26 protein-coding genes are annotated in these 25572 nt (G+C 64.5%); 10 read left to right on the top strand and 16 right to left on the bottom strand.

Translation table 11 applies throughout. From position 1 onward, the window contains the following. The first annotated feature begins 55 nt into the window (after positions 1 to 55). On the top strand, positions 56 to 439 hold the full coding sequence (locus tag FG486_RS16155; protein ID WP_181268278.1) for a hypothetical protein: 384 nt from the start codon (positions 56 to 58) through the stop codon (positions 437 to 439). A gap of 61 nt (positions 440 to 500) precedes the next feature. Continuing rightward, positions 501 to 1157 (top strand): guanylate kinase, encoded by a 657-nt coding sequence (gmk, locus tag FG486_RS16150; protein WP_181268277.1) that lies wholly within the window; start codon positions 501 to 503, stop codon positions 1155 to 1157. A gap of 6 nt (positions 1158 to 1163) precedes the next feature. Here the strand turns inward: gmk and FG486_RS16145 are convergent, their stop codons facing one another. From FG486_RS16145 to FG486_RS16125, 5 genes are all read right to left on the bottom strand, one after another. Continuing rightward, a complete protein-coding gene (locus FG486_RS16145; protein ID WP_241695853.1) occupies positions 1164 to 1859 on the bottom strand; it encodes a DUF4197 domain-containing protein in 696 nt (231 codons plus the stop codon). Positions 1860 to 1953: 94 nt separating this feature from the next. After that, positions 1954 to 2754 carry an SDR family oxidoreductase gene (locus FG486_RS16140; protein WP_066282318.1) on the bottom strand — a complete coding sequence of 267 codons (801 nt, stop codon included), beginning with the start codon at positions 2752 to 2754 and terminating at the stop codon, positions 1954 to 1956. Positions 2755 to 2756: 2 nt separating this feature from the next. Then, complete coding sequence (locus tag FG486_RS16135) at positions 2757 to 3899, bottom strand: acyl-CoA dehydrogenase family protein (protein WP_181268276.1); 1143 nt, start codon at positions 3897 to 3899, stop codon at positions 2757 to 2759. Positions 3900 to 4030: 131 nt separating this feature from the next. After that, a complete protein-coding gene (locus tag FG486_RS16130) occupies positions 4031 to 5167 on the bottom strand; it encodes an acyl-CoA dehydrogenase family protein (protein ID WP_066274961.1) in 1137 nt (378 codons plus the stop codon). Between the two features lie 142 nt (positions 5168 to 5309). After that, entirely contained in the window at positions 5310 to 6491 is a 1182-nt protein-coding gene (locus FG486_RS16125) for an acyl-CoA dehydrogenase family protein (protein WP_181268275.1), read from the bottom strand. A gap of 312 nt (positions 6492 to 6803) precedes the next feature. On the opposite strand from FG486_RS16125, the gene FG486_RS16120 reads away from it, so the two are divergent. From FG486_RS16120 to FG486_RS16085, 8 genes are all read left to right on the top strand, one after another. Beyond that, complete coding sequence (locus FG486_RS16120; protein ID WP_181268274.1) at positions 6804 to 8237, top strand: MFS transporter; 1434 nt, start codon at positions 6804 to 6806, stop codon at positions 8235 to 8237. 26 nt (positions 8238 to 8263) lie between these two features. Next, the gene (locus tag FG486_RS16115; protein ID WP_066276521.1) at positions 8264 to 9553 is read left to right on the top strand and encodes an acyl-CoA dehydrogenase family protein; all 1290 of its coding nucleotides are present in this window, start codon (positions 8264 to 8266) and stop codon (positions 9551 to 9553) included. Between the two features lie 192 nt (positions 9554 to 9745). Further along, positions 9746 to 10828 (top strand): Zn-dependent alcohol dehydrogenase, encoded by a 1083-nt coding sequence (locus FG486_RS16110; RefSeq protein ID WP_181268273.1) that lies wholly within the window; start codon positions 9746 to 9748, stop codon positions 10826 to 10828. Between the two features lie 21 nt (positions 10829 to 10849). Continuing rightward, a complete protein-coding gene (locus tag FG486_RS16105; RefSeq protein ID WP_181268272.1) occupies positions 10850 to 11923 on the top strand; it encodes a phosphotransferase family protein in 1074 nt (357 codons plus the stop codon). Continuing rightward, positions 11920 to 12702 carry an SDR family NAD(P)-dependent oxidoreductase gene (locus FG486_RS16100; protein ID WP_066276534.1) on the top strand — a complete coding sequence of 261 codons (783 nt, stop codon included), beginning with the start codon at positions 11920 to 11922 and terminating at the stop codon, positions 12700 to 12702. The genes FG486_RS16105 and FG486_RS16100 overlap by 4 nt, the downstream gene beginning before the upstream one ends. Positions 12703 to 12731: 29 nt before the next feature. Then, positions 12732 to 13523, top strand: a complete 792-nt coding sequence (locus tag FG486_RS16095; RefSeq protein WP_181268271.1) for an SDR family NAD(P)-dependent oxidoreductase — start codon at positions 12732 to 12734, stop codon at positions 13521 to 13523. Between the two features lie 33 nt (positions 13524 to 13556). After that, a complete protein-coding gene (locus FG486_RS16090) occupies positions 13557 to 14777 on the top strand; it encodes a serine hydrolase domain-containing protein (RefSeq protein WP_066276543.1) in 1221 nt (406 codons plus the stop codon). 18 nt (positions 14778 to 14795) lie between these two features. Further along, positions 14796 to 16823 carry a 3-hydroxyacyl-CoA dehydrogenase NAD-binding domain-containing protein gene (locus FG486_RS16085; protein WP_181268270.1) on the top strand — a complete coding sequence of 676 codons (2028 nt, stop codon included), beginning with the start codon at positions 14796 to 14798 and terminating at the stop codon, positions 16821 to 16823. 83 nt (positions 16824 to 16906) lie between these two features. Here the strand turns inward: FG486_RS16085 and FG486_RS16080 are convergent, their stop codons facing one another. The 11 genes from FG486_RS16080 to bufB form a co-directional block, all read right to left on the bottom strand. Beyond that, positions 16907 to 17626, bottom strand: a complete 720-nt coding sequence (locus tag FG486_RS16080; protein ID WP_181268269.1) for a hypothetical protein — start codon at positions 17624 to 17626, stop codon at positions 16907 to 16909. A 138-nt stretch (positions 17627 to 17764) separates the two neighbouring features. Next, a complete protein-coding gene (locus tag FG486_RS16075) occupies positions 17765 to 18460 on the bottom strand; it encodes an ATP12 family chaperone protein (RefSeq protein ID WP_181268268.1) in 696 nt (231 codons plus the stop codon). A 10-nt stretch (positions 18461 to 18470) separates the two neighbouring features. Further along, on the bottom strand, positions 18471 to 18692 hold the full coding sequence (locus tag FG486_RS16070; RefSeq protein ID WP_066280804.1) for a hypothetical protein: 222 nt from the start codon (positions 18690 to 18692) through the stop codon (positions 18471 to 18473). Continuing rightward, positions 18689 to 19357 carry an HAD-IA family hydrolase gene (locus FG486_RS16065; RefSeq protein ID WP_181268267.1) on the bottom strand — a complete coding sequence of 223 codons (669 nt, stop codon included), beginning with the start codon at positions 19355 to 19357 and terminating at the stop codon, positions 18689 to 18691. The genes FG486_RS16070 and FG486_RS16065 overlap by 4 nt, the downstream gene beginning before the upstream one ends. Then, on the bottom strand, positions 19354 to 20661 hold the full coding sequence (locus tag FG486_RS16060; protein WP_181268266.1) for an RluA family pseudouridine synthase: 1308 nt from the start codon (positions 20659 to 20661) through the stop codon (positions 19354 to 19356). The genes FG486_RS16065 and FG486_RS16060 overlap by 4 nt, the downstream gene beginning before the upstream one ends. Further along, positions 20658 to 21050: a fluoride efflux transporter CrcB gene (gene crcB / locus FG486_RS16055; protein WP_181268265.1), complete on the bottom strand. Its 393-nt coding sequence runs from the start codon at positions 21048 to 21050 to the stop codon at positions 20658 to 20660. Before crcB ends, FG486_RS16060 begins: the two co-directional genes overlap by 4 nt. Positions 21051 to 21112: 62 nt before the next feature. Beyond that, entirely contained in the window at positions 21113 to 21328 is a 216-nt protein-coding gene (locus FG486_RS16050; protein WP_060976946.1) for a hypothetical protein, read from the bottom strand. A gap of 62 nt (positions 21329 to 21390) precedes the next feature. Beyond that, a complete protein-coding gene (sppA, locus tag FG486_RS16045; RefSeq protein ID WP_181268264.1) occupies positions 21391 to 23262 on the bottom strand; it encodes a signal peptide peptidase SppA in 1872 nt (623 codons plus the stop codon). A gap of 127 nt (positions 23263 to 23389) precedes the next feature. Next, positions 23390 to 23866, bottom strand: a complete 477-nt coding sequence (locus tag FG486_RS16040; RefSeq protein WP_066280827.1) for a DoxX family protein — start codon at positions 23864 to 23866, stop codon at positions 23390 to 23392. Between the two features lie 73 nt (positions 23867 to 23939). Beyond that, positions 23940 to 24677, bottom strand: coding sequence for an HvfC/BufC family peptide modification chaperone (locus tag FG486_RS16035; RefSeq protein WP_181268263.1), 738 nt, complete (start codon positions 24675 to 24677; stop codon positions 23940 to 23942). A 5-nt stretch (positions 24678 to 24682) separates the two neighbouring features. Next, the gene (gene bufB, locus FG486_RS16030) at positions 24683 to 25531 is read right to left on the bottom strand and encodes an MNIO family bufferin maturase (protein WP_181268262.1); all 849 of its coding nucleotides are present in this window, start codon (positions 25529 to 25531) and stop codon (positions 24683 to 24685) included. Between the last annotated feature and the right edge of the window lie 41 nt (positions 25532 to 25572).

Raw genomic sequence — 25572 nt, 5'->3', positions numbered from 1 at the left:
GCTCCTGCGGCGGCAGGCGTTTGAGGTCGGAGCCCAAATCAGCTATGGATGTGCCATGACCAACCCCGTGAACGACAGCCCGTCCACCCCCGAAACGCCCGCCAGCACGACGCCGGTGGTCAACACACCGGCACCGGTGGCCGGGACCGGCGTCACCGCCGCGCCGCCCGCTGCCCGCCCGCATTGGACCGTCGGCGCCTGGAACGGTGCGAGTCGCCTGATCACGACGGCGGCCAATGACGAGATGCTGCGCAACATGATCGGGGCCAAGGCGCGCAATCAGGTCGCAGCGACCGTCTTTGGCGGCACGCTGATGGGAGCGATTGCGGCGCGCGTCGCCACGCGCTCGGTGCCGGGCGCGCTTCTTGTCGGCGGTGCGCTGCTTGCCAAGGCGGTCTATGACCAGCGCAAGCAGAAGGCCAAGCCGCCCAAGCCTTGACGCGCCAATTGTAACGCACAAACTGGTTGACCTTTGGCGGCGGCTTTGGCCATGAGCCGCCATGATCAACACCGTCATCCAAGCGCCGCTTGCCCGTCGTGGGCTGCTGTTCATCCTGTCTTCGCCCTCGGGTGCGGGCAAATCGACCATCGCGAGGATGCTGCTCGAACAGGACAAGCATATCGCATTGTCCGTGTCGGTGACCACGCGCCCGCCTCGCCCCGGCGAGATTGACGGCAAGGACTATCATTTCATCGACGAGGCCGAGTTCCACCGGCTGGTCGAGGACAACGCGTTGCTCGAATGGGCCAAGGTCTTCGGCCATTATTATGGAACGCCCAAGGCCCAGGTGAAACAGGGCCTGCGCGAAGGGCAGGATTTCCTCTTCGACATCGACTGGCAGGGCACGCAGCAGCTGTACCAGCGCGCCGAGGGCGATGTCGTGCGCGTGTTCATCCTTCCACCCTCGCTGGAAGAGTTGCACCGGCGGCTGCGTAGCCGTAATACCGACAGCGAAGAGGTGATCGCCGGGCGCATGGCACGTGCACAGGACGAGATCAGCCACTGGGATGGCTATGATTTCGTCGTCATCAACGACAATGTCGAAAACTGCTTCGAGAAAGTCCGACAGATTCTCAATTCGGAACGTATGCGCCGCGCGCGCCAGACCGGGCTGATCGATTATGTCCGCGACCTGATGAACACGCCTTCGCCCTGATGCCGCTCACATCACTCGGTCGAGCAGCTTCTTGCCGGACTTGAGCGGGTTCTTCCGGAAGTTGGACTCTTCGCGACCGATATAGGTGAAGATCCCCGACATCGCCTGATCGGTGACGCTGTCGATCAACCCATCGCGGCTGAGGTCCACGCCAGCGAGCGCGCCGAGCACGCCGCCGGTTCCGCTGGTCCCCAGGCTATCCAGTTGCTTGAAGGCGCCGGTACGGCCCAGCGCGTTGCTCACCAGCGGGCGCATCTTCTGGCGCAGCACTTCGCCCGAGGTGCGCCGGAGATATTGCGTGCCTGCGGTATCGCCACCCGCGACGATGCCGACGCCGTCGGCGAGCGTCATCGAATCGATGGCCGAACGGAAGACCGGCTTGGCCTCCTGCGCGGCGAGGCCTGCGGCATCGTTCAAGGACTTGACCAGGTTGTTGGTGATCCCCGCCCGGTCGGTGAGCCGCAGCAGCTTGGTCGCCTTCTGCAATGGACCAGGCAACAGAATGCGCACGGCCTCGTCGGCATAGAAGGCACCGGGCTGTCCGAGCTGATCGAGCGCGCTGTCCGACGCATTGCCGAGCAGGCCCCTCATCGACCCGCCAAGCGAGGGCGAGGATTTGCGGGATTGCGCCTCGGCGATCGGACCGGTTGCAACCATTGCGATGCCCAGGCCGATTGCCATCGCCAGGTTGCGCAAGGCCATCACACATCTCCCCATGAATATTTCCAGGCAGTGTGCATGAAAGCGGCGCGCGCCACCCCTGCCCGCGCCGCGATTTTACGTCCGAACGGATCGATCAATGGCCTTCGGGGTCGTAGCCGCCCTGCGGCACCGAGGCATTGACGATGCCGCCATCGACCGGGATGGTGGTGCCGATCACATAGTCGCCCGCGCGGCTGGCAAGGAAGATCACCGCGCCCGAAATATCCTGCCAGTCGCCGACGCGCTTGTTGGGGATGCCGCTGGCCACCTTGTCGCCATAGTCGCGCGCGGCCTTGTTCATGTCCGAGGGGAATGCGCCCGGGCCGATGCCGGTGACATAGATATGGTCGCGCAGCAGGCGGACAGCCATGCGCTTGGTCAGCTGGATCAGCGCCGCCTTGCTTGCCTGATAGCTGTACGTCTCCCACGGATTGACCCGCATCCCGTCGACCGACGAGATATTGATCACCTTGGCCGGGGTTTCGGCGGTCGCGCCCGCTTTCAGCAGGCCATGCAGCGCCTGGGTGAGGAAGAAGGGCGACTTGACGTTGAGGTCCATCACCTTGTCCCAGCCCACTTCCGGGAAATCCTCGAACTCCGCACCCCAGGCGGCGCCCGCATTGTTGACGAGGATGTCGAGCCGGCTTTCATGCTCGGCCAGCTGCGCGGCGAGCTGGCGTGCGCCTTCGACGCTCGATACGTCGCAGGGCAGTGAGATGCAGTTCGGCCCCAGTTCCTCGGCGGTCGCATCACAGGCGGCGGCCTTGCGCGCCGAGATATAGACCTTGGCGCCCGCGGCGATCAGCCCCTGCGCGATCATCTTGCCGATGCCGCGCGATCCACCGGTGACCAGGGCAACCTTGCCCTTGACCGAAAACAGGTTTTCAATGCTCATGTTCATCCCTCCGAACGCAAGGCTTCCCTTGCAATGATGGTGCGCTGGATCTCGCTGGTTCCCTCGTAGATGCGGAACAAGCGGACGTCGCGGTAGAAGCGTTCGATGCCATAGTCGGCGATATAGCCCGCGCCGCCGAAGATCTGCACCGCGCGGTCGGCGACGCGGCCGACCATCTCGGACGCGATCAGCTTGGCGCAGGCGCAGTCCTCTGTAATGCGCTCGCCGCGGTCCTTGGCCTTGGCGGTCTGCAGCACCAGCGCCTTGGCCGCCTTGCACTCGGCCACCGAGTCGGCGATCATCGCCTGGATCAGCTGGAATTCGGCGATCGGCTTGCCGAACTGCTGGCGGTCCTTGGCATAAGCAATGCTGTCGGCAATCAGCCGCTCGGCCGCGCCGACACAGACCGCCGAAATGTGCAGCCGCCCGCGATCGAGCACGCGCATCGCGACCTTGAAGCCGTCACCTTCCGCGCCCAGCCGGTTCTCGACCGGCACGCGAACGTTGTCGAAATTGACGTCGCAGACATGCGCGCCCTGCTGGCCCATCTTGCGCTCAGGCTTGCCGACGGACAGGCCGGGCAGATCGCGCGGCACCAGAAAGGCGGTCACGCCCTTGGGGCCGGGACCGCCGGTGCGCGCCATCACCGTGAACAGATCGGCCTTGTCGGCATTGGTGATGTAGCGCTTCGAGCCGTTGAGCACATAGGCATCGCCGTCGAGCTCGGCTCGGGTCTTCACCGATCCGCTGTCCGATCCGACATCGGGCTCGGTCAGCGCGAACGAGGTGATGATCGCGCCGCTGGCGATCAGCGGCAGATATTTCGCCTTCTGCGCCTCGTTGCCGTCCATCACCAGCCCCTGGCTGCCGATGCCGACATTGGTGCCGAAGGTCGATCGCATTGCGGGCGAGGTGCGCCCGAGTTCGAAGGCGATGCGGACCTCTTCCTCCATGTTGAGGCCGAGACCGCCATATTCCTCGCTGATCGACAGGCCGAACAGGCCCAGATCGCGCATGTCCTGGACGAGATCGTCGGGAATCTCGTCGGTCTCTGACACCTGCGCCTCGAGCGGGCGCAACCGTTCGGCAACGAAGCGGCGCACGCCTTCGAGGAGCGCGTCGAAAATTTCGGGATCGAGTGCCATGCAAATACTCCCCTCTCCTTCAGGGGAGGGGCTGGGGGTGGGGCATAGCTGCGCCACCCGTGAAGGCCCCACCCCAACCCCTCCCCTGAGCCGCAGACGAGTGCAACTCAATGGGAGGGGCTAGAGGATGATCAATACCCAAAAATCTCCGCGACGCGGCCTGCGTGGAAGTTCGCATCGCCCATGAACTCGTTGAGCGCTCGGTCGCGCTTCATGTAGAAGCCGATATCGTACTCGTCGGTCATGCCGATGCCGCCGTGCATCTGCACGCCCTCGCGCACCGCGAGATTGGCGCTGCGTCCGGCCTTGGCCTTGGCGACCGAGACATAGATATCCGCGCTGTCCTTGCCCTCGTCGAGCAGTTGCTGCGCCTTGAGCACGGCCGCGCGCGCGATTTCCATCTCGCTGTAGAGATGCGCTGCGCGGTGCTGGAGCGCCTGGAACTCGCCGATCAGACGGCCGAACTGCTTGCGCTGCTTGAGATAATCTACGGTCATGTCCATCGCGCCCGAACCGACGCCGACCAGCTCGGCGGCAGAGCCTGCGCGGCCCGCCTTGAGCAATGCGGACAGCACCTGCCAGCCATTGTCGACATCGCCGATCACCGCATCGCCATCGACCTCGACGCCGTCGAGCGTGACATGCGCGGCCATCGAGCTGTCGACCAGCCGGGTATTGTCGATCGAAAGGTTCGCGGAATCCTTGTCTACGACGAACAGCGTGATGCCATCGGTCTCACCCGGCGCGCCAGCAGTGCGTGCGGCGACGATCAGCGCATCGGCGCTCGCGCCCTGCACGACGAACTGCTTCTTGCCCGAGAGCTTGAATCCGTTGCCCGATTTCTCCGCCTTGGTCGCGATCTGAGCCGGGCGATGCTTGGCATGCTCGTCGATCGCCAGCGCCAGCACGGTCTCGCCTGCGAGGATGCCGGGGAAGAACTTGTCCTTGAGATGCTGCCCGCCATGGTTGAGCGCCGAAACGCCCGCCACCGCCGTGGTCAGGAACGGCGAAGGCGACAGATTGCGACCGATTTCTTCGAGCACCACGCCCGCCTCGACATGGCCGAGGCCGAGGCCGCCATCGTCTTCACCGATCAGGATGCCGGTAAAGCCCATCTCGCCGAACTGCTTCCACAGCGCGTGGCGGAAACCGTCCTTGCAGCCCTCGTCGCGCAGCTTGCGCATATGGCTGACCGGGGCCTCGGTCTTGAGGAATTCGCGCGCGCTGTCGCGCAGCATGGTTTGGTCTTCGTTGAGGAACATGGGCATTTTAGATCTCCCTCTCCCCTTGAGGGGAGAGGGCCGGGGAGAGGGGAACGAAGCCCTGCCCGGCCCTTTGAATGATGAGAAAAACGAGAGGGTTGCCCCCTCTCCCAACCCTCTCCCCTCAAGGGGAGAGGGCCATAGTGACTCAAGCGCCCGGCAGGTCGAGGATGCGCTTGGAGATGACGTTGAGCATCACCTCGCTGGTGCCGCCCTCGATGCTGTTAGCCTTGGTGCGCAGCCAGTTGCGCGCCTTGGCGCCGCCCTTGCTGGCTTCGCTCTCCCATTCGAGCGCGTCCGAGCCATTGCCCGCCATCACCAGCTCGTGGCGACGCTTGTTGAGCTCGGTCCCGGCGTATTTCATCATGTTGGGCTGCGCGGGATGGCCCTTGCCTGCCTTCATCTCGTCGCCGAAGCGCTCGGCCATCGCCTTGAACGCCAGCGCATCGACATCGAACTGCGCGAGTTCGGCGCGCAGAATGCCGTCGTCGAGCTGGCCGAGGCCATTGGTGCCGATCGAATTCTTGAGCTGCGCGCCGAGCGAGGGTGCGCCGTCGCCCAGGCCGCCGCCCGAGATCATCTCGCGCTCATGGCCGAGCAGATACTTGGCGACATCCCAGCCGCGGTTGAGTTCGCCGACGATCTGGTGCTTGGGCACCACGACATTGTCGAAAAAGGTCTCGCAGAAGGGCGAGTTGCCGCTGATCAGCTTGATCGGCTTGGTGGTGACGCCGGGCGTCTCCATATCGAACAGCAGGAACGAGATGCCCTGATACTTGTTCGTTTTGTCGGTGCGGACCAGGCAGAAGATCCAGTCACACTTGTCGGCATAGCTGGTCCAGATCTTCTGGCCGTTGACCACCCAGTGATCGCCCTTGTCCTCGCCATAGGTCTGCAGGGACACGAGGTCCGATCCCGAACCCGGTTCCGAATAGCCCTGGCACCAGCGGATCTCGCCGCGCGCGATCTGGTTCAGGTAATGCACCTTCTGCTCTTCGGTGCCGAAATGCAGAAGCGCTGGGCCAAGCATCCAGATGCCGAAGCTCGACAGCGGCGGACGCGCGTTGATGCGCGCCATCTCCTGGCGCAGGATCTTGGTTTCGGCAGCCGACAGACCGGCACCGCCATAGGGCTTGGGCCAGTCGGGGACGGTATAGCCCTTGGCGACGCAGCGCTCGAGCCACAGCTTCTGCGCCTCGTTCTTGAACTGCCAGTTGCGTCCGCCCCAGCACACATCGTCATCGCCGCGCACCGGCTCGCGCATCTCGGCGGGGCAATTCTCCTCCAGCCATGCGCGCACTTCTGTCCTGAACTGATCGAGATCGCTCATCGTCATCCTCTCTGCGCCTGTATTCCCAATAGGGTCCCAAGGGCGGGGCCGGGAAGCTTTTCCTGCGGCCAAAACCGTCCGTCGCGGCCCAGTCTATGGTGGACGCAAGGCGGCTGCAAGCCTGTTGAATCCTAGGCCGGATGCCGTAACGTCACCCTCACGGCGGTTGACGTTTACGGTAGCTGCCATATGGTATCGGCCCAAGGACACGAACGGGAGAGAATCAATGCAGCGGGCCATACCGGCCATCGCAACGCAGGTGCATCGGCACCGGGCGAACGGGCTGCTCGGCGGCGGGCAAAGCTGCATCGCATGACCGTTGCCGGAGTCCCTCCCCTGCCCGCATCCGCGCAAAAGGTGTCGATGGGCACCAAGCTCGCCTTCGGATTCGGTTCGGTCGCCTATGGCATCAAGGACAACGGCTTTGCCGTCTTTCTGCTGATCTATTTCAATCAGGTCATTGGCATGCCGGCAGAGCAGGTCGGCCTTGCCGTCGCGCTGGCGCTGGTGGCCGACGCCTTTTTCGATCCCTTTGTCGGCCACCGGTCGGATGCGACGCGCAGCCGCTGGGGACGTCGTCATCCCTGGCTCTATGGCGCAGCGCTGCCCATCGCGCTCTCCTGGCTGCTGCTCTGGAACCCGCCCGAATGGAGCAACGGCGCGCTGTTCTTCTACCTCATTGCCGTGGCGATGGCGGTGCGCTTCTCGTTTTCGGCCTATGAGGTCCCGGCGCTCGCCATGCTGCCGGAGATGACGCGCGACTATCACGAACGCACCGAGGTGCTGCGCTATCGCTTCCTGTTCGGCTGGATGGGCGGCCTCGTCATGCTCTATGCCGCCTATGCGCTGCTGCTGGTGCCCGAGCCCGGTTATGACAATGGCGTGCTCAACCCCAATGGCTATCATCGCTATGCGCTGGTCGGGTCTGTCGTGATGATCGTCTCGGTGGTGGTCTCGGCGCTGGGAACGCACCGGCTGCTCGCACATCCCAATACCGATGGTCCCGCCGCGCATTCGCATGGCCTCAGGGACTTCGTCGCCGCGCTGCGCTTCAAGCCGTTCCAGCTTTTGCTCGCCGCCGGAATGTGCGCCTTTGCCAATCAGGGGCTTTTCTTCGCGCTGCAGAACTATCTGATGCTGTACGTCTGGGAATTCGAGCAGAGCGTGTTCAACATCTACCCGTTCGTGCTGTTCCTGGGAGTCGCGGTTGCTTTCTTCATCGTCGGGCCGGCGTCGCGCCGCCTCGAAAAGCCGCGCACCGCAGCGATCGCCTCGCTGCTGTCGCTGATGTTCGCGACCGCGCCCTACTGGCTTCGGCTTGCGGGCCTGTTTCCGGCAACCGGCGGCGGCACGATCACGATCGTGATCCTGTCGCTGATCGCGCTGTCGATCACCTTCGGCATCTGCGCAATGATGATGATCAGCTCGATGATCGCCGATGTCACCGATGCCAGCGAGGCCGAGACCGGCAAGCGGACCGAAGGCATCTTCTTCGCCGGATTCTTCTTCATGCAGAAATGTATCGGCGGGCTCGGCATCCTCGCCTCGGCGCTGATCCTCGCCATTGCCGGTTTCCCCGACAATGCTCAGCCGGGCCAGGTCGCGCCGGACGTGATCGACCGGCTCGCGCTGACCTTTGCCATCGCCACCACCGTGATCGGACTCATTTGCGCGTGGCTGTTCACCCGCTTTCCCCTGGGCCGCGCCGATCACGAGGCGCGGCTGGCCCAGATCGCACAATCCTGATGAGTTTCACGAAAGGAAGATGAGCCATGGATTTTGACCTTACCGAACGCCAGGCCTATTGGCGCGACCGCGTCCGCAGCCATATCGAGGCGCATGTCCGCCCGCGCGTGAAGGACTATTACGCGCAGCAGGCCGAGGGCGGCCGCTGGAAGGTGCTGCAGGTCATCGAGGACGAGAAGGCCAAGGCCAAGGCGGCGGGCATCTGGAACCTGTTCATGCCGCCGTCGAACCCCAATCTGCCGCATGTCGACGACAGCTTCGAATTCGACGGCCCCGGCCTTACCAACCTCGAATATGCGCTGTGCGCCGAGGAAATGGGCCGGGTCGAGATGGCGAGCGAGATCTTCAACTGCTCCGCGCCCGATACCGGCAACATGGAAGTGCTGCACCGCTATGGCACCGCCGCGCACAAGGAGCAGTGGCTGAAGCCGCTGATGAACGGCGAGATCCGCTCGGCCTTCCTGATGACCGAGCCGCAGGTCGCCTCGTCGGATGCGACCAATATCGAGACCTCGATCCGCCGCGAGGGCGACGAATATGTGATCAACGGCCGCAAATGGTGGTCGTCCGGAGCCGGCGATCCGCGCTGCAAGATCGCGATCGTGATGGGCAAGACCGATTTCGAGGCCAAGCGCCACGCGCAACAGTCGATGGTGCTGATGCCGCTCGACGCGCCCGGCGTGAACATCCTGCGCCACCTGCCGGTGTTCGGCTACGACGATGCGCCGCACGGCCATATGGAGATCGAGCTCAAGGACGTGCGCATCCCGGCGAGCAACATGCTGCTCGGTGAAGGCCGCGGCTTCGAGATTGCGCAGGGCCGCCTCGGGCCGGGCCGCATCCATCACTGCATGCGCACCATCGGGGTGGCGGAAGAGGCGCTGGCCAAGATGGTCCGCCGCCTGCAGTCGCGCGTCGCCTTCGGCAAACGGATTTCGGAACATTCGATCTGGGAACAGCGGATCGCCGAAGCGCGCATCGACATCGAGATGACGCGGCTGCTCTGCCTCAAGGCGGCGGACATGATGGACAAGGTCGGCAACAAGTACGCCAAGGCCGAGATCGCGATGATCAAGGTCGCAGCCCCCCGCATCGCGCTCAAGGTCATCGACGATGCCATCCAGGCGCATGGCGGCGCGGGCGTCAGCGAGGATTTCGGCCTCGCCAAGGCCTATGCGCACATGCGTACGCTACGCCTCGCCGATGGTCCGGACGAAGTCCACAACCGCACCATCGCGCGGCTCGAAATGGGCAAGCACGGCGCCAACGATGCCGAGGGTGGGTTCACCTCGGGTGATCTGGGCGTGGCGCGGTGACTCAAGCCTCCTCTCCCCCTCGGGGGAGAGGATACGAAGCCTGGCGGGCTTGCCCGCCAGGCGCAGTTGGAGAAGGGCGGCAACTTATGCGCGAGCACGCCGCCTCCCTCCAAGTCCGGCTAGGGCCCGGCTGCGCCGGACCAAGCCTCGCTGTCCTCTCCCGTGAAAGGGCGAGGAGTACTGGAGAGACCCATGAAAGCTGCCATCTGTTTCGAACCGGGCAAGCCGCTCGAGATCCGCGACGTCACCATCGACAAGCCCGGCCCGCGCGAGGTGCTGATCCGTACCGCGGCCACCGGGGTGTGCCGATCCGATCTGCATTTCGTCGATGGCAGCTATCCCGCTCCCCTGCCCTTCATCCCCGGCCATGAGGCTGCCGGCATTGTCGAGGCGGTGGGCGATGGCGTGACCACGGTGAAGCCCGGCGATGCGGTAGTCACGTGCCTCAGCGCCTATTGCGGGCATTGCGAATTCTGCGTGACCGGGCGCATGGCCCTATGCACCGGGCAGGATACCAAGCGCGGGCCGCACCAGCACCCGCGGCTCAGCATGGACGGCGCGCCGGTCAACCAGCTGCTCAACCTGTCGGCCTATGCCGAACAGATGCTGGTGCACGAACATGCCTGTGTCGCGATCAACCCCGAAATGCCGCTCGATCGCGCCTGCGTGATCGGCTGTGCGGTGACGACCGGCGCGGGCGCGGTGTTCAACGCAGCGGACGTGACGCCGGGCGAGACGGTCGCGATTGTCGGCTGCGGCGGCGTCGGCCTGGCGGCAGTGAACGCAGCCAAGATTGCAGGCGCGGGCCGGATCATCGCGATCGATCCGGTGGCGGACAAGCGCGCGCTCGCCGAGAAGCTCGGCGCGACCGACTGTATCGATGCCAGCGCGGATGGCGCGGCCGAACAGGTGATCGAACTGACCAAGGGCGGCGTGCACCATGCCATTGAGGCGGTCGGTCGTCCGGCTTCGGCCAATATGGCAGTCAAGGTGCTGCGGCGTGGCGGCACGGCAACGATCCTGGGCATGATGCCGCTCGCCGAGAAGGTCGGCCTGTCGGCAATGGAACTGCTGCAGGGCAAGAAGCTGCAGGGCTCGCTGATGGGCGACAACCGATTTCCGGTTGAAATCCCGCGCCTGGTCGAGTTCTACATGCGCGGAATGCTTGACCTCGACACGATCATTGCCGAACGCTTGCCGCTGGGACGCATCAACGAAGCCTTCGACGCGCTCAGGGTCGGCGATTCTGCGCGATCAGTGATCGTCTATAATTGAATTAGGTGGGGATAGAATCTGATGGAACAGATCGACGCACAGGCGACGATGACCGGCACGATGGACGTGCCCGAACAGGACCGGCTCGACGAAGCCAGCCTCACCCGCTGGTTCGAGGCGAATGTCGAAGGCTTTGAAGGCCCGCTCACCCTTTCCAAGTTCAAGGGCGGCCAGTCGAACCCGACCTACAAGGTGACCACGCCGAAAGCGGCCTATGTGCTGCGGCGCAAGCCCTTCGGCCCGCTGCTGCCCTCTGCGCATGCTGTGGACCGTGAATATCGCGTCCAGGCCGCGCTCTACGATCAGGGCTTCCCCGTCTCGCGCCAGTTCGGGCTGTGCGAGGATGACTCGGTCATCGGATCGATGTTCTACGTGATGGGCTTCACCGATGGTGCGAGCTATTGGGACGGCACGCTGCCCGGCAAGACGACCGAACAGCGCACCGCGATCTACAACGCAATGATCGACACGCTGGCGCATCTGCACAGCTTCGATCCCGCCGCGATCGGCCTGGAGGATTATGGCAAGCCGGGCAATTACTGCGCGCGCCAAATCTCGCGCTGGACCAAGCAGTATCGCCTGTCCGAGACCGAGACGATTCCGGAAATGGACCGGCTGATCGAGTGGCTGGAAAAGACCGTGCCCGAGCAGCGCGGCTTCGGCATCGCGCATGGCGATTTCCGCATCGACAACATGATCTTCGCGCATGACGAGCCCAGGGTCATCGCGCTGCTCGACTGGGAGCTCTCGACGCTGGGCGATCCGATCGCGGACCTCAGCTATTTCCTGATGAGCTGGGTGCAGCCCGCCGAGGGCCGCAACGGCCTGCTGGGTGTGGATGTGAAGGCGCTGGGCATCCCGACGCTCGAAGAGGCGCTCGCGCGCTATGTCGAGAAGGCCGGGCTGGACGAGGTGCCCGACATGGACTGGTATCTGGCCTATAACCAGTTCCGCATCGCCGCCATCCTGCAGGGGATCAAGAAGCGCGTGATCGACGGCACCGCCTCGAGCGCGCAGGCCGCGCAGATGGCGCAGCGCGTCATCCCGCTCGCCCAGGCAGCGTGGGAATATGCCAAGAAGGCCGGCGCGCAGTGAGCGACGGGACATTCGATCTGACCGGACGCGTGGCGATCGTCACTGGCTCCTCGCGCGGCATCGGCGCGGCGATCGCGCGCAAATATGCCGCGCACGGGGCGAAGGTGGCAATTTCGAGCCGCAATCAGGATGCCTGCGATGCCGTCGCCGACGAGCTTAACGCGCAACATGGCGCAGGCACCGCGATCGCCGTCGCCGCCAGCATCTCGCGCAAGGAAGACCTGCAGAACCTGGTCGACCGCACCCGGGCCGAGCTGGGGCCGATCGACATCCTCGTCTGCAATGCCGCGAGCAACCCCTATTACGGGCCGATGGCGGGCATCAGCGACGACCAGTTCCGCAAGATCATGGACAACAACATCCTGTCCAACCACTGGCTGGTCCAGATGGCGCTGCCCGACATGAAGGCGGCGGGCAAGGGATCGGTGATCATCATCTCGTCGATCGGCGGGATGCAAGGGTCGGGCAGTATCGGCGTCTACAATATCAGCAAGGCGGCGGACTTCCAGCTGGCGCGCAACCTCGCCTATGAGCTGGGACCCGACGCGATCCGCGTGAATTGCATCGCGCCCGGCCTGATCCAGACCGACATGGCGCGCGCGCTGTGGGAGGACGAGAAGGTGATGGGCTATGTGCGGCGCATCACTCCGCTGCGACGTATCGGCCAGCCCGACGAGATTGCAGGCGCAGCTGTGTTTCTGGCATCGGATGCGTCGACTTATATCACCGGCCAGTCGATCGTGATCGATGGCGGCACAACCATAGCAGCGGCGCTATAAGCGGCGAAAACAGAGCGAGAGGGATTTCCATGGATTTGCAGGGCAAGGTTGCAATCGTTACCGGCGCGGGCAGCGGCATAGGCCGCGCGAGTTCGCTGCTGTTCGCCAAGCACGGCGCGAAGGTCATCGCCACCGACATTACCGGCAAGCAGGACGAGACCGCCGCGCAGAACCCTGATGCGATTACCGCCGTTCAGGCCGATGCCAGCAGCGAAGCCGATGTGCAGATGCTCGTTGCCAAGGCGATCGAGCTGCATGGTCGGCTCGATATATTCTTCGCCAATGCCGGCGTCTCGGGTGGTTTCGAGGGCATTTTCGACCAGACCGTCGAGGAATGGGAGCGTATCCTCAAGATCAACCTGATCGGCCCGTTCCTCGCGATCAAGCATGCAGGCAAGGTCATGGCCGATAGCGGAAATGGCGGCTCGATCATCTGCACCGCCTCGGTCGCGGGGCTGCGTTCGGGCGCGGGCGGCCCTGCCTATACCGCGAGCAAGGCGGGCGTGATCAACCTGGTGCGCATCGGCGCGCAGCAGCTGACCGGCAGCAACGTGCGCTGCAACGCGATCTGCCCGGGGCTGATCGAGACCGGGATGACCGAGTTCATCTATACCAAGGCGCGCGAGAAGGGCTTCGAGGACAAGATCGGCCAGCTCAACCCGATGCAGCGCGGCGGCGTGCCGAACGAGATTGCCGAGGCGGCCCTGTTCCTGGCGTCGGACCGTTCGAGCTATGTCAACGGCCATGCGCTGGTCGTCGATGGCGGGCTTACCAGCTCGCATCCCTATGCGCGCCAGCGTTTCGGCCAGACCGCCACCTGAACCTTCCCTCCCTGGAGAAATGAAAGTTACCTGATGACTCTCTCTGTGTCCGATCCGGCTGACCTTGGCTTCAACCACGCCCTGCTCGAGCGCATCCCTGCCCATATCCAGTCCAAATATCTCGATACCGGTCGCCTGCCGCACGCCGCCCTGCTGATCGGCCGCGGGCACGAGCTCGCGCATCTCTCGCTGCAAGGCAATGCGCGCGAGGGGCAGGCGCTGCAACAGGATGCGATCTTCCGCATCGCCAGCATGACCAAGCCGATCACCTCGGTCGCGTTCATGCAGCTGGTCGAGGAAGGCCGGATCGCGCTGTCCGATCCGGTGCATCGCATCATCCCCGAGTGGAAGGACCTCGGCGTGTTCGTCTCAGGCGGCGGCGCGCAGCCCTTCGTCACCCGTCCGACGACCCAGCCAATGCGGATGATCGACCTGCTGCGCCACACGTCGGGGCTGACCTACGGTTTTCAAGAGCGCACGCCGATCGACGCGGCCTATCGCGCACGCAAGCTCGAGGCCTTTGCGGGGCCCGATCTCGAGGAATTCATCAAGATCCTGGCGCAGATCCCGTTGCAGTTCGACCCCGGCACCGCGTGGAACTATTCGATCTCGACCGATATTCTGGGCGCGATCCTCCAGCGGATGGACGACAAGCCTCTCGACCAGGTCATCGCGGATCGCATCACCAAGCCGCTCGGCATGGTCGACACCCATTTCCAGATCCCTGAAGACAAGCTCGATCGCGTGCCTGACTGCTACGTCTTCCACCCGACCGAAAAGATGAAGCTCTACGATCCTGGCGCGACCACCGCCTGGGGCCGCAAGCCCAGCCAGCTTTCGGGCGGCGGCGGCATGGCTTCGACACTTGCCGACTATCACCGCTTCTGCCGCATGCTGCTCAATGGTGGTCGTCTGGAAGGCGCGCGCATCCTCGGCCGCAAGACGCTCGACCTGATGGTCGCCAATCACCTGCCCGGCGGCGGTGATCTGACGCAGCACAGCAAGGCGCTTTTCAGCGAGGCGGAAAATGCCGGCGCAGGCTTCGGCCTCGGCTTTGCCACCACCATCGACAATGCCGCGACCGGCGTCGCGGGCTCGAATGGCGATTTCTACTGGGGCGGCATGTTTTCCACCGCCTTTTTCGTCGACCCGGCAGAGGATGTGATCATGATCTTCATGACGCAGCTGATGCCGTCCAGCACCTACCCGATCCGGCGCGAGATCAAGTCGATGCTCTACGCCGCGGTCGAATAAGCTCAAGGAACCAGAACCATGACCGATTCTCCCATTTCCACCACAAAACATGGCGACATTCTCGTCGTCACCTCGGACAGCCCGCCGGTCAACGCGCTGGGCGCGGCCGTGCGCATCGGCCTCGACAAGGCATTCGATGAAGCCGCCAGCGACGACAGCATCAAGGCGGTCGTGCTGATCTGCGCCGGCCAGACCTTCTTCGCCGGTGCCGACATCACTGAATTCGGCAAGCCCCCAGTCGAACCGATGCTGCCCGCCGTCATCGCCAAGATGGAAGCGCTCGACAAGCCGGTGGTCGCGGCGATCCACGGCACCGCGCTCGGCGGCGGGCTCGAGACCGCGCTGTGCGCGCATTATCGCGTCGCCGTGCCCTCGGCCAAGCTCGGCGTGCCCGAGGTGAAGCTCGGCCTGCTGCCCGGTGCCGGCGGCACGCAGCGGCTGCCGCGCGTGGTCGGCGTCAAGGCCGCGCTCGAGATGACCGCCAAGGGCGATCCGATCCCGGCCAAACTGGCCAACCAGTGGGGTCTGGTCGATGAGGTCGTCGAGGAAGGCAAACTGCTCGAAGGCGCGCTCGCCTTTGCCGAGAAGATCAAGGGCGTACGCCCCGTCCCGCGGATCAGCGAGTGCGAGGCCAAGGCCGATCCCGAAGCGATTGAAGCGTTCAAGAAGGAAAACGCGCGCAAGTTCCGCGGCTTCGATGCACCGGCTGCGAACATCGCCTGTGTCGAGGCGGCAACCCGCCTGCCCTTTGCCGAGGGTCTGGAGTTCGAGCGCACCGAGTTCATGAAGCTGATGTTCGGATCGCAATCGGCAGCGCAGCGGCACATCTTCTTCGCCGAGCGCAAGGCGAGCAAGATTGACGGCATCGCCAGCGACATCGCGCTGCGCCCCATCGCCAAGGTCGGCGTGATCGGTGCTGGCACGATGGGCGGCGGCATCACCATGAACTTCCTGTCGGCAGGCATTCCGGTGACCATCGTCGAACAGGCCGAAGAGGCGCTCAATCGCGGCGTCGGCGTGGTGCGCAAGAACTATGAAGCCAGCGCGGCCAAGGGCCGCCTGACCACCGAGCAGGTGGAAAAGGCGATGGGCCTGCTCACCCCCTCGCTCTCGCTCGACGATCTCGCCGATTGCGACCTGATCATCGAGGCGATCTTCGAGAATATGGACGTCAAGAAGGAGGTGTTCGGCAAGCTCGACGCGATTGCCAAGCCCGGCGCGATCCTGGCGAGCAACACCAGCTATCTCAATGTCGACGAGATCGCCGCCTCGACCAGCCGTCCGCAGGACGTGCTCGGCATGCACTTCTTCTCGCCCGCCAATGTCATGAAGCTGCTCGAGGTCGTGCGCGGTGCCAAGACCGCCGATGACGTGCTGGCGACGGTCATGAACCTGTCGAAGAAGATCAAGAAGGTCGCGGTCGTCGCAGGCGTCTGTCACGGCTTTATCGGCAACCGCATGCTGATGCCGCGCCAGGTCGAAGCCAACAAGCTGCTGATGGAAGGCGCAACGCCCGAGCAGATCGACCGCGTGCATGTCGAGTTCGGCATGCCGATGGGGCCGTTCCAGATGAGCGACCTTGCGGGCGTCGATATCGGCTGGCACCGCGATCCGAGCCGCATCGAGAGCATCCGCGACGCCTTGTGCGCCGAGGATCGCTGGGGCCAGAAGAAGGGCGCGGGCTTCTATGACTATGACGAGAAGCGCAACCCCACGCCCAGCGCGCGCGTGGCCGAGATCATCGAGGATTTCCGTTCACGCTCGAACATGCCCAAGCGCGAGATCAGCGATCAGGAAATTATCGAGCGCACGCTCTACACCATGGTCAACGAAGGCGCGATGATCCTCGAAGAGGGCATGGCGCAGCGCGCATCGGATATCGATGTCGTGTGGATCTATGGCTATGGCTGGCCGGTTTACCGCGGCGGCCCGATGTTCTGGGCAGGCCTTGAAGGCACGCCGAAGATCGTCGAGGGTTTGAAGAAGCACGGCTTTTCCGTCTCGCCGCTGCTCGCGGAAAAGGCGGAGAAGAACGAAGGGTTCTGAGCGCCCTTCTCCTTCGACCGGATACGAGAAGCCCCGCCGGAGCGATCCGGCGGGGCTTTCTTTTGGCGTATAACGTTCTTTGTTTATGCCGCGCCGAGAATGGCATCCACGGCGGGCTTGTTCGCCGCGCTAACAATGCCCTTTTCGCGAAGCTCGGTGCCGACCGGCTTGGCAGCCTCGAGAAAGCTTGCCTCGCCCGTCGCCTGGTTGAGACCGATCAGGCTGGAAAATTCGGCATTGGCGAGATCGGCATTGGCCGGATCAGACGCGCGGCCTTCCTTGGCGATGGCCAGAGCCTGCTCGAAATGCGGCTTGGCACCGACCTTGTCCTGCTGCGTCAGGCTGAAATTGCCGAGATTGACCAGAATGGCCACCAGCGTGTTGCGCACGCCCGCATTGGCCTTGTCCGCTTCGTAAACCTTCATCCACTGGGGCGCGGCTTCCTTGTAGAGCGGCGGGATCGCGTCGATCTTGCCGAGCGCGCCTTGCGAATTCGCGGTGATCGTCAGAGCGCTTGCCAAGAATCCCGCATTCTGGACGTTGCCCGGATCACGGGCAACGATCTCGCGGATGGTCGGCAGCGCGGGTTCGAGCTTGGCAATCACCTCGGCATGGTTGCCCGCCGCCTGGGCCTGCTGAGCGGCAGTGAAATCGGCGATCGCCTTGTTCTGCGCCTCAGCCTGTTCGGGGGTCAGCGCCGGTGCTGCGGCCTGACCGGCAGGTGCAGCGCCATTCTGTGCCATGGCGGGCGCGGCCAGCATCGAGGTGGAAAGAAACAGGGCGGTGATCGCAGATTTCAACATTTCGGAACATCTCCTGATGGGGTTTGCGCGCCCGTCCGGTCGGACGCTCGTGCGCCTGGCTGAAACGGAAAGGCTGGTCTGCAACGAAAAACGATAGCAACGTTTCAAAAACGCCCGGTCCCGGGGATCGTTCCGTGCTCAACCTTGGGCAATACAGCAAAACCGCCAGGCAGCGTCAAATGCTGCACGGCGATGCTCACGTGCCTGAACCGCCTCGCCATCGGCGCCCCAGAGTTCTTCCTGCCACAATTCCTCGAGGCAGATCGCCTGCCAGATTCGTTCGGAATCAAAGGCTTTTTCGAGAAGTGCCAGCGCACAGACGAGCGAACCACCCAGGCTGGTCAGCGTTGAAAATCCGGCCAGGGTGAATGGATCCATTGCCATGACGGGTGCTTTGAGCCGGGACAGGCTGTGCGTCGATTGCGGCTGATGGATGATCCCGGCGACGCGGATCATGCTGATATCATAGCGATTTTCCGCCCATTTCAGAATCGGCTCCCAATCGCGATCCTGGCGTTCGGCCAGCGGATCGCCCGGATCGGCGCGATAGCAGAGCGTGTCCGTCTCGCCATAAGCGGCGATGTCATCGACAAAGCGCTGCCGCTGCGGGGCGACCTGATCGATCGCGGCATTGGCAAAGCCGGTCAGCGGCATCGAGGCGATGACGATCTCGTCGCCTTGCGCATCCCATTCGCCAGCCACCGCATCGGCCATGGCAACGGTTGGCAGCACCAGCGGTTCGCGCAGAGGGGTTTTCACCGGGCGGTTGTCGAGCAGGAGCGCATGGCCATTGTCGACAGGCTGGGTGGTGACTGTCTTGTAGAAGCGTTTCATGTGAGTGCGTTCATTCGGTAGGCGGGCTTTTCCAGCGCTTGACCAGCATCTGTGGCAGAACGAGGAATTCGATCACGCCAAGGGCGAGCAGCACATAAGCCAGTTCGCCCGGAACGCTGTCGATCCGGCCATAGCTGATCGCCACGGCCAGTGCGATCGTCACTGCGCCCGCGAGCCGCACCGCTCCGATCGTGAAAAAACGACTGCGCGCGCTCCGGTCTTCCGGGGTCATTTCCCGCCACCGACAATCTGATCGTAGAGCTGGTCCATGCTGAAGGCGATCGAGGCTGCGCCCGCTGCTTCCAGTTCATGTGCTTCGTGATAGCCCCAGTCGACGCCAATCGGGCGAACATTGGCCGCAACGCCCATCGCCATGTCGTAGCTGGTATCGCCGATCATGACTGCGGCCTGGGGTTCGGCTCCGGCGTCGCTCAATGCCTCGAAGATCATGGAAGGGTGCGGCTTGGACGGATGCCGGTCTGCGGTCTGCAGCGATATGAAGCGCTGCTTGATGCCATGGTGCGTCAGGCAAAGGTCGAGCCCACGATCGGACTTGCCGGTAGCGACCGCGAGCAGCCAGCCCGCCGCATCGAGCCGGTCGAGCAGCTCGGGAAGCCCGTCATAAAGCGGCTCGTGCTGCAGCGTGCCGTTGCCGCGCAGCTCGTGAAACGCGTTCTTGTAATGATCGGCCAGCACGACATGAAAGGCCGGGTCCGCTTCCGGCAGCATCACCCGCATCGCCTCGACGAGCGAAAGCCCGACGATCCGCCGCACCAGATGGTGGTCGGGATGACCCAAGCCTTCGGCGGCATAGGCCATTTCCATCGCCTTGCAGATATTCGCCTGGCTATCGACCAGCGTGCCGTCGCAGTCGAAGATCGCGAGTCTGGTCGTCATGGCTTGCGCGGGCCAGTCTTCGGGGCTGTCCTTGGCTTGGCCGGCCGCGGCTTTCCAGCGGTTCCGGCAGATTTCGCCTTGGGCTTACCGCTTGGTTTGGCCGGAGCGGATCGGCTGCGTCGTTCGCCGCGGCGTTCCTTGCGCAGTGTCTTGGCATGCGCCTTGGCCTGCTGCTTCTTCACCTCGCGCGTCGCGGGCGGCGGGCCGTCATCGGCAAAGGCAGCGTCGCCCAGCGACAGGTCGAAGCCCAGTTGCTCCATCGAGTCTGCGAAATGCTCGGGCAGATCAGCAATCACGTCGATCGCCGGACCATCGGGATGCGCAATCTTCAGTCGGCGCGCGTGCAGGTGCATCTTGCGGCTGATCGTGCCGGTCAGGAACGCATCGGGCCCGCCATATTTGCCGTCGCCGACAATCGGATGGCCGATCGCGGCGAGATGGACGCGCAGCTGGTGCGTACGCCCCGTGAACGGCTGCAGTGCGACCCAGGCGGCGCGCGAACCGGCGCGTTCGATCACCTGATAGGCGGTGCGCGACGGCTGGCCGTTCTCCTTGTCGACATGCATCTTCTCGCCGCCGGTCCCCGGCTGCTTGGCGATGGGCAGTTCGATCAGGCCAGAATAGATATCGGGCACGCCGACGACCAGCGCCCAGTAGATCTTCTTGGCGCTGCGCCCGGCAAAACGCTTCGAGAAATAGGCCGCGCTGCCCGGCGTGCGCGCGAGCAGCAAGGCGCCCGAGGTGTCCTTGTCGAGCCGGTGGACCAGCTTGGGCCGCACCGGGCTTTCGTACATCAAAGCCTCGGTCAGGCCATCGACATGCGCATGGGTGCGCGTACCGCCCTGGGTGGCGAGGCCCGGCGGCTTATTGATCACCAGTGCCGCGCGATCCTTGTGGATGACGAGCGATTGCGCAAAAGCGACCTGATCCTCGCTCAGCGTGCGCGGTGCCGGCTTGGCGGCGGGTCGGTCGGTATCGCCATCGGCAGGCGGGATGCGGATCGTCTGTCCGGCGACGATACGGTCGCCGGGGCCGACGCGCTTGCCGTCGAGCCGCACCTGCCCCGTACGCGCCCAGCGCGATACGAGGTTGAAGTTCACATCGGGCAAATGCCGGTGGAACCAGCGGTCGAGCCGGATGCCGTCATCGTCCGCATCGACGGTGAACTGCCGGGCTTCGGCAGATTCCTTCGAGATCGAAGCGCCCACACCTGCGGTCCGTGCGCGGCCAGTTGCGGGACGGCGCGGGCCAGAAGGTTTCCGGGCGGCGGGCTTACGCGCGGGGGTTCGAGCAGGCGGCTTCATGCGATCGACCTCGTGACGACAAAGCCTGCGGCCACGGCCGCCAGCGAGAGCAGGACCGAGGCCAGCGCATAGCCCAGCGCCGTCAGCGCCGCGCCGCGCTCCAGCATCTGGAACAGCTCAAGCGAGAAAGCGGAAAAGGTGGTGAAGCCGCCGAGCACGCCGACGCCCAGAAACAGCCGCACAGGCTCAGCCATCTGGTCCTTGAGCACGAGCGCCGCGAGCACGCCCATCAGCAACCCACCAAGCACGTTCACGGACAGCGTGGCGGCGGGATAAGCGGTGTGCCCCAGCCGGATGGCGAGCTGCGTCGCCTGAAACCGAAGCGCCGCGCCGATTGCGCCGCCCGCCATCACCAGACCGGTGGCCTTGAAAGTCAAATGCGCGTCCATTCCGCTGCCTTAGCGGGATTGGACGCGCATTGGGAAGGGTTATTCGGTGTTTCGGGTCACCGTCAGGCGGCGTGACCATCGCGCGCAGCGGCTTCGGCCTGTTCGAGTTCGGCGGCTTCGGGGCCATCGAGCGCGTCAGCGGCTTCGCGTGCCTTTTCCTCAACCTGCTGCTTGTCGGCGGCAAAGTCTTCCTGGGCTTCGCGATAATTCTGCGCGGCCTTGTAATTGCCTTCACCAAATTCCTTGCCTGCGTTCGGGTTCTCGGCCTTGTCGGTCATGTGCGTGCTCCTGATCGAGTGGGTTCTCGATCCGATACGCCAACCGCCAGGGCCGGTTCCCTTCAGCGCCTGAACAACGTCGCCAACCAGCCCGCATCGGCCTTGGCGATGTGGCGCGGCGGCAATGCGCCCGAGCATTCGAGGCACCAGGCCTGAACGCCTTCGGCCCCGCCGAGCACATTGAGATCGCCGAGCACCTGGCCCAAAGCCGCGCGCTGCTGCCAGGCAAGCCGGGCGACGAGGCCGGTCGCCTGCTTTTCCTCTTCGGCAGGCGCGAACATGCCCGAGACGAACTGCTCGAACGGATCGGGCTCGGTCTCGAGATATTTCACGCTATAGCTGTCCTTGCCGAGCTTGGCGCGCTTCGCCGCCTCGGCGATAGCGTCCTCGATCGACCCGAAACGGTCGACCAGCTTGATCTGGCGTGCGGTGCCGCCATCCCAGACGCGGCCCTGCGCGATATTGTCGACCTGCTCCACGCTCATCCCTCGCGCCTTGCCGACCAGCGCCAGGAAACGGCGATAGTCATGCTCGATCGTGCCCTGGATGAAGGTGTCGACGGTGCTGTTGAAGCCGCCAAACACATCGGGTTGGCCCGACAGCGGTGTGGTCGCGACGCCATCGGCCTTTACGCCATATTCGGCCAGCGCGCGCTCGAAGCTGGGCAGTACCGCGAAGATGCCGATCGATCCGGTGATCGTCGAAGGTTCGGCGAAGATCGCATCGCCTGCGGTCGAGACCCAATAGCCGCCGCTCGCCGCAACATTGCCCATCGAGACGATGACCGGGATCTTGCGCGCGCGATATTCCTCGATCGCGCGGCGGATCTGTTCGGAGGCAAACGCCGATCCCCCGGGCGAGTCGACGCGGACCACCAGCGCCTTCACATTGTCGCGCTTGAGGCCGTCGTGGAGCAGCTTCTCGATGCGATCGCCGCCGGCGGTGCCGGGGCCGGCCTCGCCATCGACGATGGTGCCCGCGATGGTCACCACCTGAACCTCATCGCCGCCGGTCTTGGCCGGATTGGCCGCGACCCAGTCCTTGAGGCTGGTATGCTTGAATGCGCCGGGCCCCTCGTCCTCGTCGGCGCCAGCCAGCTTGGCGACGCGCTTGCCGAACATGGTGCGATCACCGACCTTGTCGACGATCTTGCGGTCGGTCGCGATCTTGACCAGGTCGCCGCTCGCCGCGGTCACCGCGCCTGCGGGATCGTTGATCAGTCCGGCAATATCGGCCTGGGGCCGCGCCTTCTTGACCACTGCCTGCCAGTTTTCCCAGATCGGGCGGTAGACGGCGAGCAGTGCTTCCTCGGCCTCAGGCGACTGGTCGGAGCGCAGATAGGGTTCGACCGCGCTCTTGAACGTGCCGACGCGATAGACATGCGCGGTCACCTTGAAGCGGTCGAGCGCGTCCTTGTAGTACAGCCGCGTGCCGCCGGGGCCGGTAAAGGCCGCGCCGCCCATCGGATCGACCCAGATCTCGCTGCCGTGCGAGGCGAGCATATAGGCCGCGTCGCTGTAGAAGGTGGCGAAGCTCAGCACGGGCTTGCCCTTGGCCTTGGCGCGGCCGATCGCCTCGCCCACCTGTTCGAGCGAAACCTGGCCGCCGCCCATGAAGCTGGCGAGATCGAGCACGATCACCTTGATCCGGTCGTCGGTCGCCGCCGTGTCGATCGCGCGGATCAGGTCGCGCTCCCGATATTGCTTGAGCGGCGCCTGGCCGCCCAGCACGGTGGCGAATGGGTCGATATTTTCGGGTTCCTCGACGATGACACCGTCGAGCTTGACCAACAGGGCGCCGTCGGTGACCGCTGCCGGATTGGGCCGCCACGACAAGGCGGCCAGGATGAGGCCGAAGAACAACAGCATCGCGAGCAGGACCAGACCGTCCTTGATCGCCACCAGCACCTTCCAGGCGCCCTTTACAAAACCCATTATCTGCTCCGCATCGGGCGGACATGCCCCAGGCGACCTATCTAGGCGAGCCCGGGTTAATTTGCCACTGCCTCGCGCGACAGACGGGTGATGCGGTTCGACTGCCGACTTTGGCGCCGGCCTGGCGTCAATGCGCGAAGCCCGATGTGCGCGGCGGCGCTGCGAGCGAAAGGCGGCGATCGAACAGCCGGTCGAGCGCGAACAGCCCGCCCCCGCGCGCGATCAGGATCGCCGAAAGCCCGAACCACATGACATGCGGGTTCCAGAAGGCTTCGGGATAGACGAAAAGCTGGATCACCATCGTCATCACGAACAGCCCCGCCGCCCCGAATCGCGTCGCCAGCCCCAGCATCACCAGGATCGGCAGCGCATGTTCGGCATAGGTCGCGATCGTGCCGGTAATCTCGGGCGCAGGCATGTGATATTCGTCGCGGAACAGGTCATAGGTGATCGGGTTGATGGTGAGGAAGCTCCCCTCCTCCACCTTGGTGCGCGCCGAGCGCCAGAACTGCGCTGCCAGCGCAAGCCGCACGACCAGCAGGGCAAGGCCATTGACGGCAGGGCTATCGAGCAGCGCGAGGCCGCGTTGGATCAGGGTTTTCATCACGGGCTATCCGACAAGTGGGGACTGGAGTGAGATCGAGACACCCCCGACCCCGCTGGACACCGTGCCCGGCTTACTCCTGGGATCGTACCAGCGCCCCAGCGCCGACCAGCGCGAAGATTGCCGGCAGTGCCTCTGCCTCTCCAGCGCGTTCGATGGCTCGCGCCAGAAGGTTACCCATCGGGGCGGGAAATTGCGTCTGCATGACCAGATTGGCGGATAGCGGGGCGAGCGGGTGCAGCAGCACCTCGTGCGCCGGACGCGTGATCAGCAGGTGACGCATTTCGGGCGCGGCACTTTCGGACAGCTCGGGCATCAGCGGCCCCAGCGCCGTCCGGGTCTCGACAATCCGCATGGAAGGATGGAGCGCAAGGCCAAGGTCGAGCAACCCCTGCTCGTCCATGCCGGCCAGGTCGGCCAGCTGCAGTGCCTGCGCCTCGGCGGAATGATAGCTCTGCAGCCAGGCCCATTCGATCCGCGCGAGATCGACGGCGGCCATATCTTGAACCCGGTCCGCGAGAAAGTCGGCAAGCCCCGCGCCCAGCTGCATAAGCTTGCGCGGGCGCACCTCGGCTCGTTCGATGAAATCGCGCGACAGGGCGTTGAAATCCGCTTCGCCCAGATATTCCCGGGTCCGCGGATAGGTTTCCTCGAGCGCGACCAGCCGGGCATGGCTGATCGTGTTGGCATGCGCCCTGAGGCCCAGCAGCACGCGGTCCGCAGCATCGGCAAACAGGCCTTCGGGAAATGCCGAAGGCCCCCGTTGCAGCACCGCGATGAAGCGCGCCTGGTCGTCCAGCAGATCGCCCATCTGCGTCAGGCCGCCACCGCAGCGTTGGCCCGCGCCATGACCAATGCCGCGCGCTCGGCCTCGGCCATCAGCACCGCGTAATCGGGGACGTTGGTATCCCATTCGATCAGGACCGGCCTGGGGCCTGCGCGGCGGACGAAGCGCTCGAACAACGACCAGGTCAGATCGGTGACCGGGCTGCCATGATCGTCGATCAGCAGCGGCCTGCCCTCGTGCCATTCGGTGGCATGGCCGGCGAGATGGATCTCGCCGACAAGCGCAGGGTCGATGGCGTCGACATAGGCCTGGGGGTCAAGCTGCAAATTGGTGCAGCTGACCTCGACATTGTTGATGTCGAACAGCAGGCCGCAGCCGGTGCGGCGGCAGATCGAATGGATGAACTCGACCTCGTCCATCTCGTCCTGCGCGAAGGCGAGATAACGCGAGGGGTTCTCGATCAGCATCACTCGGCCCAGCCGGTCCTGCACGCGCGCGACCTGCGCGGCGACATGGTCGAGCGCGGCGCGGCTATAGGGGATCGGCAGGAGGTCGGGATAGCGGTCGTCGGCATTGCCCGACCAGCTCAGATGATCGGATATAGAAGCCGGATCGTAGCGCGCACAAAGCGCAGTGAGCTGGTCGAGTTCGTCCTCGTCCAAGCCCTGGGCGGTCCCGATCGAAAGCCCGACACTGTGGAAGCTGAGTGGAAAGCGTTCCGCTACGGCGGAAAGCCAGCGATGAGGTGGCCCACCATCGACGAAATAGTTCTGGGGATGCACCTCCACCCAGGCGGGCAGCGGCATATCGGATCGGGGGTCCAGAACGTCGCGATAATGGGCCGGTTTCAGCCCTATGCCAACAAGGGGGGGGAGCATGAGCTGAAGGGCTACCTCATCCGCAGGTCCGGGGGGGGGGG

Source organism: Blastomonas ursincola (assembly GCF_013607875.1).
Lineage (GTDB): Bacteria > Pseudomonadota > Alphaproteobacteria > Sphingomonadales > Sphingomonadaceae > Blastomonas > Blastomonas ursincola.
Note: the sequence above shows the minus strand (reverse complement) of the source record. Positions and strands in the feature narration are given on the sequence as shown.

What these genes read in the sequence shown, in the direction of transcription:
- crcB (WP_181268265.1), bottom strand. Translation starts at nt 21,050, where the DNA reads ATGGACGCGCATTTGACTTTCAAGGCCACCGGTCTGGTGATGGCGGGC.
- FG486_RS16130 (WP_066274961.1), bottom strand. Translation starts at nt 5,167, where the DNA reads ATGCCCATGTTCCTCAACGAAGACCAAACCATGCTGCGCGACAGCGCG.
- FG486_RS16120 (WP_181268274.1), top strand. Translation starts at nt 6,804, where the DNA reads ATGACCGTTGCCGGAGTCCCTCCCCTGCCCGCATCCGCGCAAAAGGTG.
- FG486_RS16095 (WP_181268271.1), top strand. Translation starts at nt 12,732, where the DNA reads ATGGATTTGCAGGGCAAGGTTGCAATCGTTACCGGCGCGGGCAGCGGC.
- FG486_RS16075 (WP_181268268.1), bottom strand. Translation starts at nt 18,460, where the DNA reads ATGAAACGCTTCTACAAGACAGTCACCACCCAGCCTGTCGACAATGGC.
- FG486_RS16145 (WP_241695853.1), bottom strand. Translation starts at nt 1,859, where the DNA reads ATGGCCTTGCGCAACCTGGCGATGGCAATCGGCCTGGGCATCGCAATG.
- FG486_RS16125 (WP_181268275.1), bottom strand. Translation starts at nt 6,491, where the DNA reads ATGAGCGATCTCGATCAGTTCAGGACAGAAGTGCGCGCATGGCTGGAG.
- FG486_RS16135 (WP_181268276.1), bottom strand. Translation starts at nt 3,899, where the DNA reads ATGGCACTCGATCCCGAAATTTTCGACGCGCTCCTCGAAGGCGTGCGC.
- FG486_RS16040 (WP_066280827.1), bottom strand. Translation starts at nt 23,866, where the DNA reads ATGAAAACCCTGATCCAACGCGGCCTCGCGCTGCTCGATAGCCCTGCC.
- FG486_RS16035 (WP_181268263.1), bottom strand. Translation starts at nt 24,677, where the DNA reads ATGGGCGATCTGCTGGACGACCAGGCGCGCTTCATCGCGGTGCTGCAA.
- FG486_RS16110 (WP_181268273.1), top strand. Translation starts at nt 9,746, where the DNA reads ATGAAAGCTGCCATCTGTTTCGAACCGGGCAAGCCGCTCGAGATCCGC.
- bufB (WP_181268262.1), bottom strand. Translation starts at nt 25,531, where the DNA reads ATGCTCCCCCCCCTTGTTGGCATAGGGCTGAAACCGGCCCATTATCGC.
- FG486_RS16060 (WP_181268266.1), bottom strand. Translation starts at nt 20,661, where the DNA reads ATGAAGCCGCCTGCTCGAACCCCCGCGCGTAAGCCCGCCGCCCGGAAA.
- gmk (WP_181268277.1), top strand. Translation starts at nt 501, where the DNA reads ATGATCAACACCGTCATCCAAGCGCCGCTTGCCCGTCGTGGGCTGCTG.
- FG486_RS16065 (WP_181268267.1), bottom strand. Translation starts at nt 19,357, where the DNA reads ATGACGACCAGACTCGCGATCTTCGACTGCGACGGCACGCTGGTCGAT.
- FG486_RS16115 (WP_066276521.1), top strand. Translation starts at nt 8,264, where the DNA reads ATGGATTTTGACCTTACCGAACGCCAGGCCTATTGGCGCGACCGCGTC.
- FG486_RS16090 (WP_066276543.1), top strand. Translation starts at nt 13,557, where the DNA reads ATGACTCTCTCTGTGTCCGATCCGGCTGACCTTGGCTTCAACCACGCC.
- FG486_RS16050 (WP_060976946.1), bottom strand. Translation starts at nt 21,328, where the DNA reads ATGACCGACAAGGCCGAGAACCCGAACGCAGGCAAGGAATTTGGTGAA.
- FG486_RS16080 (WP_181268269.1), bottom strand. Translation starts at nt 17,626, where the DNA reads ATGTTGAAATCTGCGATCACCGCCCTGTTTCTTTCCACCTCGATGCTG.
- FG486_RS16105 (WP_181268272.1), top strand. Translation starts at nt 10,850, where the DNA reads ATGGAACAGATCGACGCACAGGCGACGATGACCGGCACGATGGACGTG.
- FG486_RS16085 (WP_181268270.1), top strand. Translation starts at nt 14,796, where the DNA reads ATGACCGATTCTCCCATTTCCACCACAAAACATGGCGACATTCTCGTC.
- sppA (WP_181268264.1), bottom strand. Translation starts at nt 23,262, where the DNA reads ATGGGTTTTGTAAAGGGCGCCTGGAAGGTGCTGGTGGCGATCAAGGAC.
- FG486_RS16155 (WP_181268278.1), top strand. Translation starts at nt 56, where the DNA reads ATGACCAACCCCGTGAACGACAGCCCGTCCACCCCCGAAACGCCCGCC.
- FG486_RS16140 (WP_066282318.1), bottom strand. Translation starts at nt 2,754, where the DNA reads ATGAGCATTGAAAACCTGTTTTCGGTCAAGGGCAAGGTTGCCCTGGTC.
- FG486_RS16070 (WP_066280804.1), bottom strand. Translation starts at nt 18,692, where the DNA reads ATGACCCCGGAAGACCGGAGCGCGCGCAGTCGTTTTTTCACGATCGGA.